General features: G+C 36.4%; 15 protein-coding genes. 4 read left to right on the top strand and 11 right to left on the bottom strand.

Features of this window, described 5'->3' with window-relative positions; genetic code table 11:
- Positions 1-19 precede the first annotated feature (19 nt).
- Genes BM201_RS00210 through BM201_RS00200 form a run of 3 tightly spaced genes read left to right on the top strand, consistent with a single transcriptional unit; the run spans position 20 to position 4,185 of the window.
- Positions 20-2,191, top strand: a complete 2,172-nt coding sequence (locus BM201_RS00210) for a S9 family peptidase (protein ID WP_092539397.1) — start codon at positions 20-22, stop codon at positions 2,189-2,191.
- Between the two features lie 24 nt (positions 2,192-2,215).
- Positions 2,216-3,592, top strand: coding sequence for a peptide MFS transporter (locus tag BM201_RS00205; RefSeq protein WP_084842553.1), 1,377 nt, complete (start codon positions 2,216-2,218; stop codon positions 3,590-3,592).
- Between the two features lie 38 nt (positions 3,593-3,630).
- The gene (locus tag BM201_RS00200) at positions 3,631-4,185 is read left to right on the top strand and encodes a thioredoxin family protein (protein ID WP_175486945.1); all 555 of its coding nucleotides are present in this window, start codon (positions 3,631-3,633) and stop codon (positions 4,183-4,185) included.
- A gap of 32 nt (positions 4,186-4,217) precedes the next feature.
- On the opposite strand, the gene BM201_RS00195 is transcribed toward BM201_RS00200, so the two are convergent.
- The 5 genes from BM201_RS00195 to surE all read right to left on the bottom strand — a co-directional run bounded on the left by BM201_RS00195 (position 4,218) and on the right by surE (position 9,116).
- The gene (locus tag BM201_RS00195) at positions 4,218-6,227 is read right to left on the bottom strand and encodes a ComEC/Rec2 family competence protein (RefSeq protein ID WP_092539396.1); all 2,010 of its coding nucleotides are present in this window, start codon (positions 6,225-6,227) and stop codon (positions 4,218-4,220) included.
- 73 nt (positions 6,228-6,300) lie between these two features.
- Positions 6,301-6,882: a C40 family peptidase gene (locus BM201_RS00190; RefSeq protein WP_245758537.1), complete on the bottom strand. Its 582-nt coding sequence runs from the start codon at positions 6,880-6,882 to the stop codon at positions 6,301-6,303.
- A gap of 34 nt (positions 6,883-6,916) precedes the next feature.
- Positions 6,917-8,029, bottom strand: coding sequence for a lipid-A-disaccharide synthase (gene lpxB, locus BM201_RS00185; protein ID WP_092539395.1), 1,113 nt, complete (start codon positions 8,027-8,029; stop codon positions 6,917-6,919).
- A 24-nt stretch (positions 8,030-8,053) separates the two neighbouring features.
- Positions 8,054-8,341 (bottom strand): hypothetical protein, encoded by a 288-nt coding sequence (locus BM201_RS00180; RefSeq protein WP_092539394.1) that lies wholly within the window; start codon positions 8,339-8,341, stop codon positions 8,054-8,056.
- The gene (gene surE / locus BM201_RS00175) at positions 8,334-9,116 is read right to left on the bottom strand and encodes a 5'/3'-nucleotidase SurE (RefSeq protein WP_092539393.1); all 783 of its coding nucleotides are present in this window, start codon (positions 9,114-9,116) and stop codon (positions 8,334-8,336) included. Before surE ends, BM201_RS00180 begins: the two co-directional genes overlap by 8 nt.
- A 146-nt stretch (positions 9,117-9,262) precedes the next feature.
- On the opposite strand from surE, the gene BM201_RS00170 reads away from it, so the two are divergent.
- Complete coding sequence (locus BM201_RS00170; RefSeq protein WP_175486944.1) at positions 9,263-11,404, top strand: carboxy terminal-processing peptidase; 2,142 nt, start codon at positions 9,263-9,265, stop codon at positions 11,402-11,404.
- A gap of 155 nt (positions 11,405-11,559) precedes the next feature.
- Here BM201_RS00170 and BM201_RS00165 read toward each other — a convergent pair whose 3' ends face one another.
- Genes BM201_RS00165 through BM201_RS00140 form a run of 6 tightly spaced genes read right to left on the bottom strand, consistent with a single transcriptional unit; the run spans position 11,560 to position 17,526 of the window.
- The gene (locus BM201_RS00165; RefSeq protein ID WP_092539391.1) at positions 11,560-12,042 is read right to left on the bottom strand and encodes an SRPBCC family protein; all 483 of its coding nucleotides are present in this window, start codon (positions 12,040-12,042) and stop codon (positions 11,560-11,562) included.
- Positions 12,042-13,292, bottom strand: coding sequence for a rod shape-determining protein RodA (gene rodA, locus BM201_RS00160; RefSeq protein WP_092540531.1), 1,251 nt, complete (start codon positions 13,290-13,292; stop codon positions 12,042-12,044). Before rodA ends, BM201_RS00165 begins: the two co-directional genes overlap by 1 nt.
- Positions 13,267-15,162, bottom strand: a complete 1,896-nt coding sequence (gene mrdA / locus BM201_RS00155; protein ID WP_092539390.1) for a penicillin-binding protein 2 — start codon at positions 15,160-15,162, stop codon at positions 13,267-13,269. The genes rodA and mrdA overlap by 26 nt, the downstream gene beginning before the upstream one ends.
- Complete coding sequence (mreD, locus tag BM201_RS00150; protein ID WP_092539389.1) at positions 15,159-15,665, bottom strand: rod shape-determining protein MreD; 507 nt, start codon at positions 15,663-15,665, stop codon at positions 15,159-15,161. The genes mrdA and mreD overlap by 4 nt, the downstream gene beginning before the upstream one ends.
- Complete coding sequence (gene mreC / locus BM201_RS00145) at positions 15,658-16,482, bottom strand: rod shape-determining protein MreC (protein ID WP_092539388.1); 825 nt, start codon at positions 16,480-16,482, stop codon at positions 15,658-15,660. The genes mreD and mreC overlap by 8 nt, the downstream gene beginning before the upstream one ends.
- 15 nt (positions 16,483-16,497) lie before the next feature.
- Positions 16,498-17,526, bottom strand: coding sequence for a rod shape-determining protein (locus BM201_RS00140; protein ID WP_092539387.1), 1,029 nt, complete (start codon positions 17,524-17,526; stop codon positions 16,498-16,500).
- Positions 17,527-17,546 lie beyond the last annotated feature (20 nt).

Below are 17,546 nucleotides of genomic sequence, written 5' to 3'. Positions count from 1 at the left end.
AAAATTTTTATAGAATTTAATGAGGTTCTCAAAAATCTTAGTTCTGCTTATGACGATAGCAGCTTCTGTTGCGACTTCCCAGGAAAAGAATATTACGCTTGAAGAAATATGGAGCGGAAAATTTAGTCAGCAACATTTACAATCCCTACAATCTCTTAAAAATGGTGTCGAATATGTGGTACTTAATCACGATCCAGATACCGGCAATTCTAGCATCGATGTTTATAGTTACAAAACCGGGGAGCAAACCCGCACGCTGGTAGATACGAAAGATCTTAAGGATCTGGATAAATTTCAAAGTTTCAGCTTAAGCGACGACGAATCTAAGATCTTACTAGCTACAGATCCTCAGCCAATTTATCGTAGGTCTTCTAAGGCGATATTCTATATTTTCGATGTAAATTCTAAAAAACTTAACAAGCTTAGCGATAAGAAATTTCAGGAACCAACATTTTCTCCAGACAATTCGAAACTGGCTTATGTTTTCGAGAACAATATTTACATCTACAATGTTGCTGAAAAAACCGAGAAACAGATCACCAAAGATGGTAAGATCAATAGTATAATCAACGGAATTACTGATTGGGTTTACGAAGAAGAGCTTGGTTTTGTAAGAGCATTCGAATGGAATGCTAAAGGCGATAAGATCGCTTTTTTAAGATTAGACGAAACTGAAGTGCCAGAGTTTTCTATGGATATTTTTGGTAGTGATCTTTATCCTAGCGAGCAGGTTTTTAAATATCCAAAAGCGGGTGAAGCAAATTCTAAGGTATCACTTCATATGTATGATGTAGCAACCGAAGAAACTCAGAAAATCGATCTTGGTGATTATTCAGATTTTTATATTCCAAGAATTAAATGGACCAATAAAGATTATATCTTAAGCGCTCAAGTGTTAAACAGGCATCAAAATCAATTAGATCTTCTTTTTGTGAATGCTGAAGATAATACTGCAGAAGTTATTCTTACTGAAAAGGACGAAGCTTACGTTGATGTGACAGATAATCTAACCTTTTTAGAAGATAATAGCTTTATCTGGACCAGTGAACGTGATGGTTTTAATCATATTTATTTATATGCTGAAGATGGAAAGCTGAAGCGACAAGTAACCACAGGAAATTGGGAAGTGACCAATTACTATGGTTACGACAAGAAAAGTGATCGCTTGTTTTATCAAAGCACCGAAAACGGCAGTGTAAACCGCGATGTTTATTCAATAAAAACCAACGGGAAAAGTAAAAAAAGACTCACCGAAAAAACCGGGATGAATAATGCCGATTTTAGTGCTGATTTTACATATTTTATCAATGCTTTTACCAGTACTGAAACTCCTATGGAGTACACGCTTCATTTAGCGAAAAATGGAAAATTAGTTCGTGAGATAAAAGATAATAGCGATTTACTGGATATTGAAAAACCTTATCATTTCTCTCCAAAAGAGTTATCTACACTTCAGGTGAATGGGAACGAACTAAATATGTGGACGATCAAGCCTTCAGATTTTGATGAATCTAAGGAATATCCGTTATTAATGTTCCAATATTCGGGGCCTGGCTCCCAGTCGGTTTCTAATTCTTACTTCAATACTAACGAATATTGGTATCAGTTGTTAGCCGATCAGGGATATATTATTGCTTGTGTAGATGGTAGAGGAACTGGTTTTAAAGGAGCAGATTTCAAGAAGGTAACTCAAAATGAGTTAGGGAAATACGAATTGGAAGATCAGATCGCTGCAGCTCAAAAACTAGGAAAGCTGGATTATATCGATGCTGATAGAATAGGGATTTGGGGATGGAGCTTTGGTGGGTTTATGGCGTCTAACGCAATTTTAAAAGGTAGTGATACTTTTGCTATGGCAATTGCTGTAGCGCCGGTAACCAGCTGGAGATTTTATGATACGATCTATACTGAGCGTTTTATGACCACACCGCAGGAAAATGCTTCTGGTTACGATGAAAATTCACCAATTAATCATGTAGATAAATTAAAAGGAGACTTTTTAATTGTACATGGTGGTGGTGATGATAACGTGCATCTTCAAAATACCATGCGAATGGTTGAAGCACTTATCCAGGCGAACAAGCAATTTGATTGGGCAATTTACCCCGATAAGAATCACGGTATCTATGGCGGAAATACCAGATTACATCTCTATACAAAAATGACAAACTTTATAAAAGAACATCTATAAAACTCAATCAACAAACTTAAAATTATGGCAAATACAGCACCTCCAGCTAATCAAAAAGAACTATTTGGGCATCCGGTAGGATTATACATTCTATTTTTTACTGAATTATGGGAGCGTTTTTCATACTACGGGATGCGTGCACTTTTTGTACTTTATCTAGTCGCTGAGACAAACTCTGATAATCCTGGTTTTGGATGGACTAATGCTGAAGCATTAAGTTTATACAGTTGGTATACCATGCTTGTTTACGTGGTTTCTATTCCCGGGGGATGGATTGCAGATAAGTTTTTAGGGCAAAAGAAAACTGTATTGATCGGTGGTATTTTGCTTTGTATTGGTCATGGTATTCTAGCATTCGAATCTGAAACTTCTTTCTATATCGGTTGTTTGTTTATCATTCTTGGTGTTGGTGGATTAAAGCCAAACATCTCTTCTATGGTAGGTGGTTTGTATAAGCAAGGTGACGAGCGTAGGGATCTTGGATTCTATATTTTCTATATGGGGATTAATATTGGTGGATTTTTAGCACCAATTGCCTGTGGATTTTTAGCTGAATATTACGGATGGCACTGGGGCTTTGGTCTTGCAGCTATAGGAATGTTATTAGGACAAATCGTTTACATGATGGGACAAAAACATCTTACTCATGTTGGGAATTTAATTTCCAGAAAGAACGAAGCAGATCGTGCAATTTTAGATAAGCCATTAACGTCTATAGAAAAAGACAGGGTAAAAGTCTTATTACTTTCTTTCTTGTTAATTATCCTTTTCTGGGCGGCTTTCGAACAAGCAGGTGGATTAATGAACCTTTATGCAGCAGAGAAAGTAGATAGAACACTTTTAGGTTTTGAGATTCCGGCTTCAGTATTCCAATCGGTGAACTCATTCTTCATTATTACGCTGGCAACTTTGGTAGGTAGTTTCTGGTTTAAATGGAAGCAAAAAGGAAAAGAATCTTCTTCGATCTTTAAAATGGCTATTGGTTTGATCATTATGGCTTTAGGATTTGGATTTATGAGTGCTGCTTCTGTACAGTATCAGGAAACCGGATCTTCAGGAATGTATTGGCTAATCGCAGCTTATTTATTCCATACCATTGGTGAACTTTGTGCTTCCCCGGTATCACTTTCATTCATTACGAAATTGGCACCGTTAAAATACGCTTCAGTAATTATGGGGATGTATTGGGCTGCAACTGGTTTAGGAAATAAAGTAGCAGGTCTTATTGGTCAGTTTGCTCAGGATCTTGGGGAGTTTGAAGTTTTTACAGGTATCGCTGTGATCTGGACTTTAATAGGGATTATAGTAATTATGTTACTTAAACCTCTTAAACGTCTTACTCACGGAGCTGAAGATGCTAAAATGGAAGAGGGTATTCCTATGGAAACCACAGTAGAATAAATTACATAAAATATATTATAAAAGAAAATTTATAGAAGATGAAAAGATTGTTTTTTATAGCATTGGTGCTTATTGGTGTTGCAATGCAGGCGCAGGAGTCTGAAAGTAAGATCAAATGGATGACGATGAATGAAGCTTTGGCAGCACAAAAAGAAACACCTAAGAATATTATTATGGATGCGTATACAGATTGGTGCGGACCTTGTAAAATGTTAGATAAAAATACGTTTGGACATCCTAAAGTAGCTGAATTTATAAATGAGAACTATTACCCGGTAAAGTTTAATGCTGAAGGTGAAGAAGAGATCAATTACAAAAATGAAGTTTTTGCCAACCCACAATATAATCCAGATTTAAAAGGAAGAAGAAACAGTCCGCATGAATTTGCTCGTGCGCTACAAATTTCTGCTTATCCAAGTATCGTGTTTTTTGATGAAAAAGGAGATTTAATAGCGCCATTAAAGGGATACAGAACTCCGGCGCAGATTGAAATTTTCCTTAAAATCTTCGCAAAAGACGAATATAAAAATTTAACTACTGAAAAAGCATGGAACGAATACAATGAAAACTTCGAACCTACGTTTACTAAGTAAGTGTTAGTTGTATCATAAACAATAGTTTGTGGTTAGTAGTTAAAAGCTCCCTTTTTACCTGTCTGGTAGAAAGGGACTTTTTTATTTAGGCAGGTTTGTTCCCAAAGTTCGATAAAGCTTGGGTAGTTGCTAGCATCAGCGATAATAATGCCTGGCTTTAAAACTTCTATAACCCGGTTTAAATTCACTTTTGGAGAGTTAGAAAGTAGTAAGATATCGGGATTAAATTCAGGGAAATTGAAAAGCGCTGTGCTATCGATCACCATAATTCGTTTTTGCTTTAGCTCGTAAAAATTTTGTAGTTCCTTAAACTCAATATTCGATATTTTTTCAGCTATTTTAAAATCATCGATATAACTCCAGCTGCTATCTTTTTGTGCGTTTCCGTAGAGATTTAATAGGTCAGCTTTCTTTTCAGCAATGATACTAGAACCAGATTTATTCAGAATAAATATTTCTTCGGAAGAATGCTGATATTGGTCAAAAAACAGACTAATTTGAAACAAAATAATATTTACTAAAGTCAGCAAAACCTGCTTTTTCTTTTTCTGCTGAAGTAAAAAGAAGCTGCTAATGATGATTCCGAATAAAAGTAAGACTGAAAAATGACTAAGATGAATGTCGTTAATAATAAAACGTTCATGGCTGGCCACCCAGGCGATAAAATGATTTAGATTTTCAACCAAAATCGAATAAAAGTGAACTAGAACTTCAGGAAGAAGGTCGAAAATGCCTAGAACAAGAATCAATATTCCTGAAATTAATAAAATCCCAAGTCCCGGCAGAATCACAATATTGGTAAGTAAAAATAATCCCGGGAATTGATGAAAATAGAATAAACTTAAGGGCAAAACACCAATTTGAGCACAAATACTTACCGTGATAATACTATAAAAAAATCGTACAATCTTATATTTTGGATGCCATAGTTTGCTGAATTTAGGCTGAAATAAGGCAATGCTGAAAACCGCCGCAAAACTTAATTGAAATCCCACCTGAAACACATAAAACGGATTGATAAGAATGAGCACGTAAAACGCCGAAAATAGGGTATTGAGAAGATTGACCTTCCGATTAATTTGAAGTCCTAAAGCTACAAAACTGAACATAAACGAGGCACGAACTACAGATGCCGATAAACCGGTAAGCAAAGCAAAACTCCAAATTCCGATTAGCGTTAGAGTGAATTTTAAGATTTTCGATTGCTGAAGTGGTTTTAGGATAAAGTTGATAAGGAGTAAAACAATCCCAACGTGCAAACCTGAAACGGCCAAAATATGAATTGCGCCGGCAGCTGCATAATTTTGATATAATTCGTTAGAAATAGCGGTTCGTTCCCCTAAAATTAATGCCTGAATCACTGCAAGTTCATCTCTTTTGAATCCTGAATTTTGTAAAGTTTCAAGTAAGGAATAGCGAATCTTACTGAGTAGTGATGGTTTGGCTTTTTGATCGATCAAAATTTGATCTTTTGAAAGCTGAATTTGATGAAAAATACCCTGAAATTTCATGTATTCCTGATAGTTGAATTGATGCGGATTTAGTGGAGGATTAATTTCGCTTACGTTTGCGGGAACGATGATTTCCTGCCCAACTTTCAAACGAGATGTTAGCGGTAAACCAATCAGAATTTTCCCAAAAACTGGTTGAGATTTCATCGAATCTTGGCCTTGGATAACTTGTACTGCTTCAGCAATAAAACGTTTCTGGAAGTTTGGCTTTAATTCTTCAGTCAATTTCAGTTTTAAAAGATCTTCTTCAGAATTAATGAATTTCGAGAAATAAAATGGTTTATTTTCAGGGAATTTAAGCTGGTAGGAAATACTTCCGAAGAAAAATAAAACCAGAAAACAGCAAATTCCAAAATAGGGGAGTTGGTAGAGTTGAGATTTGGCCTTAAAAAAGAAAAACAGAAAGAAAGCGATACTAATTCCGGCAGGAATTATCAGGATTTTTAAAGGAATTTCAAAAAAATGCGCAGCTAGGATTCCGCATAAAAATGCAATCGAAAATTGTAGAATCTTAATATTGATGTATCCCATCTTTCTGATTATAAGAAAGTAGGGTCAGTTTAAAAGTAGTGAAAATCTGCTTTTTAGCAGGTGATTTTAAAGTTTAAATCACGCGCCTTGCCATCACGAAGCTATTGTTCCAATAATTTTCTGAAAGTTTACTAATCACTACACCTCGTGAAGTAGTGGAGTGTATAAATAGAATATCGCCTTGTGAAATATCGACGACAAGCCCAACGTGATTAATTACTTTACGGTTTTTGTTGGTTTCAAAGAATAAAAGATCGCCCACCGTGACATCTTTTAAGTAAAGGCGTTCGCCTTGCAAAGACATCGCCCTGGAAGTTCTGGGAAGTTGAATATTGTTTTCCTGAAATGAAACAAATAAAAGCCCAGAACAGTCCATCCCACGTTTTGTGGTGCCACCATATTTGTACTTGGTGCCTTCAAAACTTATCGCATAATTTACAATATCGTAAACGCGATCGTCTTTGGGTTTTATTGTTTTGCTGTTGCGAGTGACTTCTGGATCGTAGTGCTTTGTTTTTGTACGCTTGCTTTCGGTTTTTGTGGTGACTACCTTGGGCTTAGAAGATCCGCATGAACTTAAAAATATAGCGATCAATACCATTATGCCTATTCTAAGGCCCTGCTTCATCATCATGCTTCTTTCTATATTTTTCATTTTAATTCAGTCGATATTGTAAATTTAAAAGATCTTATTTTATCGAATTGTAGATAAGCGTGGCGGTTTCTAGACTGGCGCCAGTTCCACCAAGTTTTTGTTCTAGTTCGTAATAGTCTTTAAAAATGCGCTCTCTGTTCTTCTCTTCCAGGATCTTTTGTAATTCTGTTTTAAGGGATTCTGAATTAAATTCATTCTGAATCAATTCTTTCACCACTTCGCGATCCATAATTAAGTTTACCAGTGAGATATAGTCTAAATTAATAATTCTTTTTGCAATATGGTAAGAAATATAATTGCCTTTATAGCAAACTACCTCTGGAACTTTAAAAAGCGCAGTCTCTAAAGTTGCCGTTCCTGAAGTTACCAATGCTGCATGAGCACAAGTTAAGATGTCGTAAGTTTTATTTGTTACCAGGTTAATATTGGTCTTTTTTAGATAAGGTTTATAAAACTCGGTTTCCTGGCTTGGCGCTCCGGCAATAACGAATTGATAATCTTTAAAATCCTGAGTGATACTAAGCATCACTTCCAGCATTTTAGAGATTTCCTGTTTTCGGCTTCCGGGAAGTAAAGCGATTATTGGACGATCATCGAGATTATTTTCTGCTTTAAATCTGGCTACATCGGTATTTTTTCTATTTGAAATCGCATCGATAAGAGGATGTCCAACAAAATTTACCGGGTAATTATGTTTCTTTTCGTAAAAGTCTTTCTCGAATGGTAAGATCACATACATGTGATCTACATCACGTTTTATGGCTTTAATTCGGTTTTCTTTCCAAGCCCAGATCTGTGGCGAAATATAAAAATGAGTATCATATCCTTCTTCTTTTGCCCATTTAGCGATACGCAGATTAAAGCCTGGATAATCGATAAAGATCAAAGCGTCTGGCTGAAAAGCAGAAATATCTTTTTTACAGAATGAAATATTGCCTAGTATGGTTCGTAAATTCATAACAACTTCAGCAAAACCCATAAAGGCAAGATCGCGATAATGTTTTACCAGAGTGCCGCCCTGTGCCTGCATAAGATCACCGCCCCAAAATCGAAATTCGGCATTTGGATCTACTTTTTTTAGAGACTTCATAAGATTAGAAGCATGTAGATCTCCCGAGGCTTCTCCTGCAATGATATAATATTTCAAGACGTATTTGTTTTTGCTGAATAATTAGAAATTCCGAATTTTTACAACTGCGATCGTGATAGCTACAACAAGACAGGCGAGTAAAATTCCACGGGCGTGATAGATCTGTTTCTTCCGCATAAAAACGAAAAAAGGTAAAAAATTAAGCACTGCACCAATAGCTACTAATTTTCCGAAGTAATCGTTAGTGATCGAATCTCTTAAGCTCGCTTCAAAACTATAATCAGAAAAAAAAGTAGTGAACAAAAAAACGCCGCCAATCGTTGTAGAAAGACCTATTAAAAAACCTATTACAATATTGCCTTTATTCATCCAGTTTCCAGTCGTTTAATTCTTTCATAAAATGATGGGCGGTTAAGTCGAACTGTACTGGCACTAGAGACACAAAACCATTTTCTAAAGCCCACTCATCTGTGTCCTGACCTTCGTCGTTATTTACAAATCTTCCGCTTAACCAATAGTAATCTCTACCTTGTGGATTGGTTCGTTTATCAAATTCTTCTTCCCAGTGTGCATTAGCCTGCCGACAAACTTTAATGCCTTTAATTTCTTCCGCAGGTAATTTTGGAAAGTTTACGTTTAAAACCACCCCATTTGGGAGTCCGTTTTTAAGTACATTTTTAGTGATCGCTTTCACGTATTTTTTGCAGGGCTCAAAATCGGCATTTAGCGAGTAGTCTAAAAGTGAAAAACCAATAGCGGGAATTCCTTCTACACCAGCTTCTACAGCTGCACTCATAGTTCCCGAGTAAATTACGTTTATCGAAGAGTTAGAGCCGTGGTTAATTCCGCTTACGCAAAGATCGGGTTTGCGATGTAAAATCTCCTGTGTGGCGATCTTTACGCAATCTGCCGGGGTTCCAGAGCAACTGTACTCTTTATGATTATAATTTTCTTTTAAAGTAACCGAATCACAAAATAAAGTATCACTAATCGTGATGGCATGTCCCATTCCACTTTGAGGGCTATCTGGGGCCACTACAACTACATCTCCAATTTCTTTCATTACCTGTAATAAGGCTCTAATTCCCGGTGCGGTGATACCATCATCGTTGGTGACCAGAATAAGCGGTTTTTCTTTGCTCATAGCTTAAATTTTCTAGATGCTAAATTAGTAATTTCCTGCGGAAACCGTATTTTAGTAGTTTAACAAATTATTAGTCGCTGTTCCTATGAATGGCACAGTTTTTAATGTATTTTGTACAGAATTTAATGACGAAATCTATGCGATATATGAAAAGGAATTTAAAAATCCTGGTGTTGGCTGTTTTGATGGCAGCAACTTCATGCAGCTTCACCACAAAAAAGTTTGACGACCCTAACAAAGACAAGCTTTTAATTGATCTTATTACCTATGTTCTTAGTCAGGGACACTACGATGCAAAAGAAATAAATGATGATTTTTCTGTAAAAGTATACGATCATTACATCGAAAGTCTGGATCCTTCAAAACGTTTCTTTTATAAAAAAGATATCGAGGAGTTTGAAGAATACAAGATTTTAATTGATGACGAGATCAACAACAAAGAACTTAATTTCTTCGATCTAACTTATTCTAAATTAGAAAAACGTAACGAAGAAGCTAAGCAATTATATACTCAAATTCTGGCTGAACCTTTTGATTTTTCAAAAGAAGAAGATTTTCAAACAGATGGTGATGACTTAGAATATGTTACCTCTAAAGCCGAATTAAAAGAGCGTTGGAGAAAGCAGCTTAAGTTTTCTACTCTTATTAGTTTTTACGATTTAAAGCAGGACGAAAAAAATAAGAAAGAAAATGATTCAGATTACACCATGAAATCTGATGAGGAATTAGAGAAAAAAGCACGTGAAACTACACAAAATAGCTTAGATGAATATTTTGATCTAACCGATGATCTTGAAAGAAAGGATTACTTTTCTGTATTTATCAATTCTGTTGTAGAAGAATTTGATCCTCATACTTATTATTTCGCGCCTAGAGATAAAGATCGTTTCGATATCCAGATGTCTGGTAAGATCGAAGGTATTGGAGCAAGATTACAGAAGAAGAATGATGATATTACCATTATGGACGTTATCTCGGGAGGTCCAGCATGGAAGAGTGAAGAGTTAGACGCTGGGGATGTTATTTTAAAAGTGAAGCAGGAAGACGAAAATGAGCCTGTAAATATTTCTGGGATGCGTTTAGATGATGCTGTCGATCTAATTAAAGGGCCAAAAGGATCTAAAGTTACACTTACCGTTCGTAAGAAACTACTAGGAAATATAGAACAGATCAAACTTACCAGAGATCTTGTAGAATTAGAAGAAACTTACGCAAAGACCGCGATGGTTGACAAAGATGGTAAACAATACGGAGTAATTAATCTGCCTAAGTTCTATTTTGATATGGAAGATTATGATAGCCGTAATGCAGCCTCAGATATGAGAAAAGATATCCTAGAGCTTAAAGAGCAGGGCATGGATGGTCTTGTTGTCGATCTTAGAAATAATGGTGGTGGTTCTTTAAAGACCGTAGTTGATATTGCTGGTTTGTTTATCGAAAAAGGACCTATCGTACAGGTGAAATCTAACGGCGAGCGTAAAGAAGTTCTTAATGATGAAGATTCTGAAATCGTATGGGACGGCCCGCTTGTGATTTTAGTGAACGAGCTTTCGGCTTCTGCTTCAGAGATCTTAGCTGCAGCGATGCAGGATTACAAAAGAGCTGTTATAATTGGTAGTAAACAAACTTATGGTAAAGGAACTGTTCAAAATGTGATCGATCTTAATCGTTGGCTAAGAAATAATGATTATGGCGATATGGGAGCTTTAAAGATCACTACCCAGAAGTTTTATAGAGTAAACGGAGGTTCTACGCAGTTAGAAGGAGTAAAGAGTGATGTTGTGGTTCCAGATCGTTATAGCTATGTTGATATTGGTGAAAAAGATCAGGAAAACCCTTTACCTTGGGATAAGATCGATCCTGCAGATTACGATATTTGGGATGGATACCTTGGTTACGAAGAAGCCATCGAAAATAGTAAAAAGCGTATGGAGCAAAGTGAGCAAATTAAGCTTATCGAGCAAAATGCAAAATGGATAAAAGAGCAGAGTGAAGATGATTCTTATTCTTTAAATTTTGAGCAATATGCTGCAAATGCCGAAAAGAATATGGAAGTAGCTAAGCAATATGATGCTCTAAAAGATTATAAAACAAATCTATCATTCTCTTCACTACCTTACGAAAAAGAATTGTTTAAAGCCGATTCTACCTTACAGGAAAAAAGAGAAAGATGGCATAAAGATTTAAGTCGCGATGTTTATGTTGAAGAGGCTATTAATGTACTTTCTGATATTAAAAGAAGTAACATGAAAAATAAAGTAGCAGATTCAGATAAATTTAAGGACTAACAGATCTAAAACGAATTTGTATTTAAACGCCTGAAGTTTTTTAACTTTGGGCGTTTTTAATTTGTATTATAATGAAACGAAAGATCGTTTATCCTTTTTTGATTTTGGTTGTTGCAGCCGCTCTTTTGATAGCGGAGCGCTGCACCATGTAAGTTTTAATATTCCTGAAGAAATGCTGAACCCTCTCCATTTTCGGCATAAGCTTTTATGATCTTGTTTCTTTCAGCAAGAAAGTCTTTAAGATATTTCTTCAGAAATAAGAAGTCAGCTAGTTTTCCTAAAATTTTTAGTGGAGCTTCATAAGCTAGAATATCTTTAACCAAAGTTTTTTCTTCGGAAATTACCTTGAAGTGATGCTCGTGTCTAAAGGATTTAAATATTCCTTTTTGCATTTGATCAACAAATAAAAACGGAGGCTCAAATTCGATAATTTTAGATGTGAATTTTTGTGCCACTCCGAAATGTCTTGCCTGCCAGGTGACCTGTTCACCTAATTCAATTAAACCTTCCGTTTTGCCAGCAATTGCCTTTTCTTTGGTCTTTTCAGTAGAAATAATGTAAAGATCTATACTTCTGGAAAGATCGAATACAAGCTGAATTTCAGCATTAATTTCTGTAACGATTTCAATTTTCGGCATTAGAAGGAGAGTCGGTCAGAATCCAATCTTATAAATATAAATAATAAGATCGTAAATCCCCACAATCCCGAACCTCCATAGCTAAAAAATGGCAAAGGAATTCCAACAGTAGGGAAAATGCCAATCACCATTCCTATATTCACCATAAAGTGTAGAAATATAATTCCAACGACACTATAACCATAGATACGATTAAACTGTGATTTTTGGCGTTCTGCGAGAAATATTAGCCGGAGTAATAAACAAACAAATAAAAGCACTACAATGCCACTCCCAACAAAACCCCATTCTTCACCAACGGTGCTAAAAATATAATCGGTATGTTGTTCTGGTACAAAGTGGCCTTTGGTTTGTGTGCCTTCTGTCCACCCTTTACCGGTCCAACCGCCACTACCAATAGCGATTTCACTTTGGTTGGTATTATACCCAATTCCGCGGCTATCTACTTCTTTCCCAAGTACGATATTAAAGCGGTCACGGTGACGTTGCTCAAAAACATTATTAAAAATGTAGTTTACCGAGAATGATAATCCAATACAAGCGACTACAATAAATAGCAATAATGGAATGCCCGGTCGCTTTTTCTTTTTCAGTAAGAAACTTAATGCGGCAAGTACAACAACAGCTATGGTGACCCAAATGGGCCCAATTAACAAAGTTCCTACGAAAATAAGAACACCGGTAAGTGCGAGTACCAAGTACAAGGCTGAAATTCCTTCCCTGTATAGCGGGAAGAAGAATGCGGCATAAACCATTGCACTCCCAGGATCTGGTTGAGGAACAATAAGTAATGCCGGTAAGGCAATAATGATGAATGCTTTAAATTGATGCGAAAAAAGCTTAATATTGGTTTGTATATCGCTAACGTATTTTGCAAGCGCAAGCGCAGTAGCGATCTTAGCAAATTCTGAAGGTTGTAATCGAAAGGAGCCAATCGCATACCATGAAGTAGCTCCAGAAATGGTTTTACCAAAAACAAAGAGACCCGCAAGCAGGACCAGGGCCGTGATATAGATAACGCTGGAAAATCGCTGATAAAACTTAACTTCTATCGCCAATATTATGACGATAATAAAGATGCTTAGACCAATCCATAAAGCTTGTTTTCCGTAAACCTCGTTAAGGTCGAAATAGTTCCCTGCGGGACCTGAGCCAAGTGAGGCCGAATAAATATTAGCCCAACCAAAACATACCAGTAAAAAATAAATTAAAATCGTTAGCCAATCAAAGCCAGCCGTTTTTCTTGCCATCATTGATTAAGAAAGGTTCTCCGCTATAGGGTTTTTCATATTCATCTTCTAAACTATTCTTTGGATCCATTACGTAGTCTTCAAGATCCTGTCTGGTAATTTTACCTTTAATGTATTTTTCTATCATTAAACTGGCGATCTTTCCTCCGTATCGACCTCCCCAATATCCATTTTCAACAAAAACTGCAATAGCGATTTTTGGATCATCAACAGGGGCAAAAGCTACAAAGATAGAATGATCGGTAAGCTGCATCCTCTTTCCGTTTACTCTAACAAAGTTTTCTGCAGTTCCTGTTTTTCCGGCAATTTCAATTCCGTCGATCTGCAAAGACCTAGCCGTACCATTATTATAAACGTCGTGCATTCCCTGGATTACAGGCTCAAAATTTTCAGGATCAATAGTAGTTTGATGTTTTTTAGTAAACCTTTCATCTTTTATAGGTTTGCCATCAATTTTTTTGATCATGTGCGGTGTGTAATACCATCCTTTGTTAGCAATGGTAGCCGTCATATTAGCTAGCTGAATTGGTGTAAGCAAAACTTCACCCTGCCCAATCGCATTAGATAAGGTCGCCGTAGCGTACCATTTATAGGTTGGGTAATCGTAAATTTGATTATAATATTCTGAAGTTGGTATCTTTCCCGGTCTTCCTGTACTTAGGTCATTTCCTAGATAATCACCAAGGCCAAAACTTCTCACGTGCTTATTCCAGGCGTCCATTCCTTCTTGCGGAGTAGGATATTTTTCGATGATCTTTCTATATACCTGCGCAAAATATGAATTACAGGATTGTGCAATTCCCTGGTTCATATTCACGGGGCTGGAATGCGCGTGACAACCCATTTTACGACCACGACCATAACTATAACCATGGTGGCAGGAGAAAGTATCATCTGTATCTACAACTCCTTCTTGCAGCGCGATCAATGCATTCATTGTTTTGAATGGAGATCCCGGTGGATATTGCGCTAAAATACTACGATCATAAAGCGGTCTTGCAGTAGAATCTAGCCACATTTTGCTGAAATTAGGTGATCTTTTTCTACCTACCAAATCGGCAGGATCGTAGGTTGGTGCGGTAATCATGGATAAAATTTCTCCTGAAGAAGGCTCGATAGCGATAATTCCACCACGTTTATTGGTCATTAAATATTCTCCATAAGCTTGTAGATCTGAGTCTACAGAAATGGTGATGTCTTTACCACGCTCTGGTAAAGTGTCATAAATTCCGTCTTTATAAGGGCCAATATCCCGATTCAGTTTATCTTTCTGAATGTACTTTACCCCTTTTACTCCGCGCAAGGTGTCTTCATAAACGCTTTCTACACCTTTTCTTCCAATTAGATCTCCACTGCTGTAATAAGGATTCTTTTTAATGGTAGCAGGAGCAACTTCAGCAATAAAACCTAAAACATTAGCGCTATGGTCTACATGATAATCTCTTAAAGATCTCTTCTGAATATAAAAACCTTCATAATTACGCATTTTCTCCTGTAAGAATGCATATTCACTTTTAGTAAGCTGAGGTACAATTACTGAAGGTAAGAAAGGAGAATAGATCTTTGCTTTATCTAATCTTCGCTCTAATTCTTTACGTTCTAAACTTACAATTGCGCAAAGTTCTGTAGTATCGAAAGGCTTAAGATTACGAGGTATTACCATCACATCGTAAGATGGTTGGTTAGAAACCATAAGTTCGCCATCACGATCGTAAATATAGCCTCGTTGCGGGTAATCGTAAACCACTTTTACCGCATTATCATTAGATCGAACAGCAAAGCTGTCGTCTACTACCTGCAAATAGAAAAGCCTACCAAGAAATATAAATCCGGTAGTAAGAATTATAACATATAACAGAATTCTTCTCATCGATATTTTTTGCTGAAAAGTGCGATACTAAGTAAAATTACAAGTACAGTAAATATACCTGAAAATAACGTCTTTTTAAGTATTAGTATTATATGACTAAAGCTAAACATTTCCAAAGAAAATAATACTAAATGATGTATAGCTACCATAAGCACCACATAACTTATCCTGGCTCCAAGCGGAGTGGCAGATAAGCGTAGTGTTTGATGATCATAACTTATACCAAAAGAGAAACGAAGTAAATTTGGTCGCACAAAAGCAGCCACTAGGCAGGCAGCAGCATGTATACCGCCGCTATCCTCAAAAATATCTACAGATAATCCCAGTAAAAAAGCCAGAAATAAAAATAGACTATGATTGGTGTTAAAAGGATATAACAACAAAAATAAGATGTAGAGGAATGGATTTACATACCCCATAAAATTAATATTGTTAAGAACCAGAACCTGAATTAAAATTAGGCCTATAAAACGTAGAATATTAGAAATTAAGTTGCTATTCATTTTCCTCTCCTTCTTCTAAAAAAAGAATTTCTTCCTTGTTCTTATTCTCAATTACATAAACATAACCAATATTGGTCATATCATTGAATAGCTTTACGTTGATCGTAAAATAACTTTCGGTATTATCTAATTTGAAATCCTGGATAGTACCAATTAATAAGCCTTTTGGGAAAATTAAACTTTTCCCTCCGGTGATAATAGTATCGCCTTTTGCAACAGGAGCCTGTTTGGGAACATCGGTAAGTTGCATTAGGTTAGGGTTTTTACCATCCCAGATCAAACTACCAAAATGATTTGATTTTTTAAGCTGTGCATTAATTTTAGACTGCGAGTTTAAAATAGAAATTGCACGAGAGTAATTGCTATTAGTTCTATCAATAATCCCAATAATACCTTTACTTGTTATAACACCATTTTCTGCAGCTATACTATCATTCTCTCCTTTATCCAAAGTGATATAGTTATCCCTTTTAGAGAAATTGTTATTAATCACATCTGCACTTCTAAATATGTAATCTGAAGCAAATGTGGTATCGGTATAATTCGGGATGGTGTCCTTTCCGCTTAATTGCCTTATAACGTTTCGAAGGTTTCTGTTCTCCTCTACCAAACGCTGATTGTATTCATCTAAATAAAAGTAATCCTGCACATTATTGTTCCAGGAATAAATACCGCCGGTTACCCAATTGGCAGAACTTATAAATTTACTTTTATGAAATGAATGGGTTTGTATCGTAAGGAAAATAGAAAACGCAAGCAATGCCAAGAACAAAATATTATTCTTGTTCCGAATCAGAAAATTGAATATTTGCTGCATAAGCTACTGCTTCTCCTACTTGATCAATATTCCTTTATATCTATTTAGCGTTTTTAAAGTAATACCAGTTCCTCTTACCACCGCTCTTAAAGGATCTTCAGCAATGTAAACCGGTAGATCTGTTTTGGTAGATAAACGCTTATCTAGACCTCTTAACATCGATCCACCACCGGCAAGATAGATACCGGTATTGTAAATATCTGCTGCTAATTCTGGCGGAGTTTGAGATAAGGTTTCCATAACTGCGTCTTCAATTCTAAGAATAGATTTGTCCAGTGCTTTGGCAATTTCTCGATAAGAAATATTTACCTGTTTTGGTTTTCCTGTTAAAAGATCACGTCCCTGTACGCTCATTTCTTCTGGCGGAACCTCTAAATCTTCAGTAGCAGCACCAATCTGAATTTTAATTTTTTCCGCAGTACGTTCACCCACATAAAGATTATGCTGTGTACGCATATAATATACGATATCGTTGGTGAAAACATCCCCGGCAATTTTGATGGATTTGTCACAAACAATTCCGCCAAGAGCGATCACCGCGATCTCTGTAGTACCACCACCTATATCTACGATCATGTTCCCTTTAGGCTGCATGATGTCTACACCAATACCAATAGCAGCAGCCATAGGTTCATGAATAAGGTAAACTTCTTTACCATTAACACGCTCGGCACTTTCTTTTACCGCACGCATTTCAACTTCTGTAATTCCAGATGGGATACAAATAACCATTCTAAGAGCCGGAGTAAACATTTTACGTTTAAGCGCCGGAATCTCTTTAATGAACATGGTAAGCATCTTCTCACTCGCATCAAAATCTGCAATTACACCGTCTTTTAACGGCCTAATAGTTTTGATATTCTCATGTGTTTTTCCCTGCATCATTGCCGCTTCTTTTCCAACAGCCGTAATTTTTCCAGAGGAACGATCACGGGCTACTATCGAAGGGCTATCCACCACTACCTTATCATTATGAATGATAAGAGTATTGGCAGTTCCTAAATCTATCGCTATTTCTTCAATGAGAAAATCAAAAAATCCCATAGGTTATTTTATGTATTGGT

Source organism: Zunongwangia mangrovi, assembly GCF_900112105.1.
GTDB classification, from domain to species: Bacteria; Bacteroidota; Bacteroidia; order Flavobacteriales; family Flavobacteriaceae; genus Zunongwangia; species Zunongwangia mangrovi.
The sequence above is the reverse complement of the archived record's forward strand: the minus strand, read 5'-3'. Positions and strand labels throughout refer to the sequence as shown.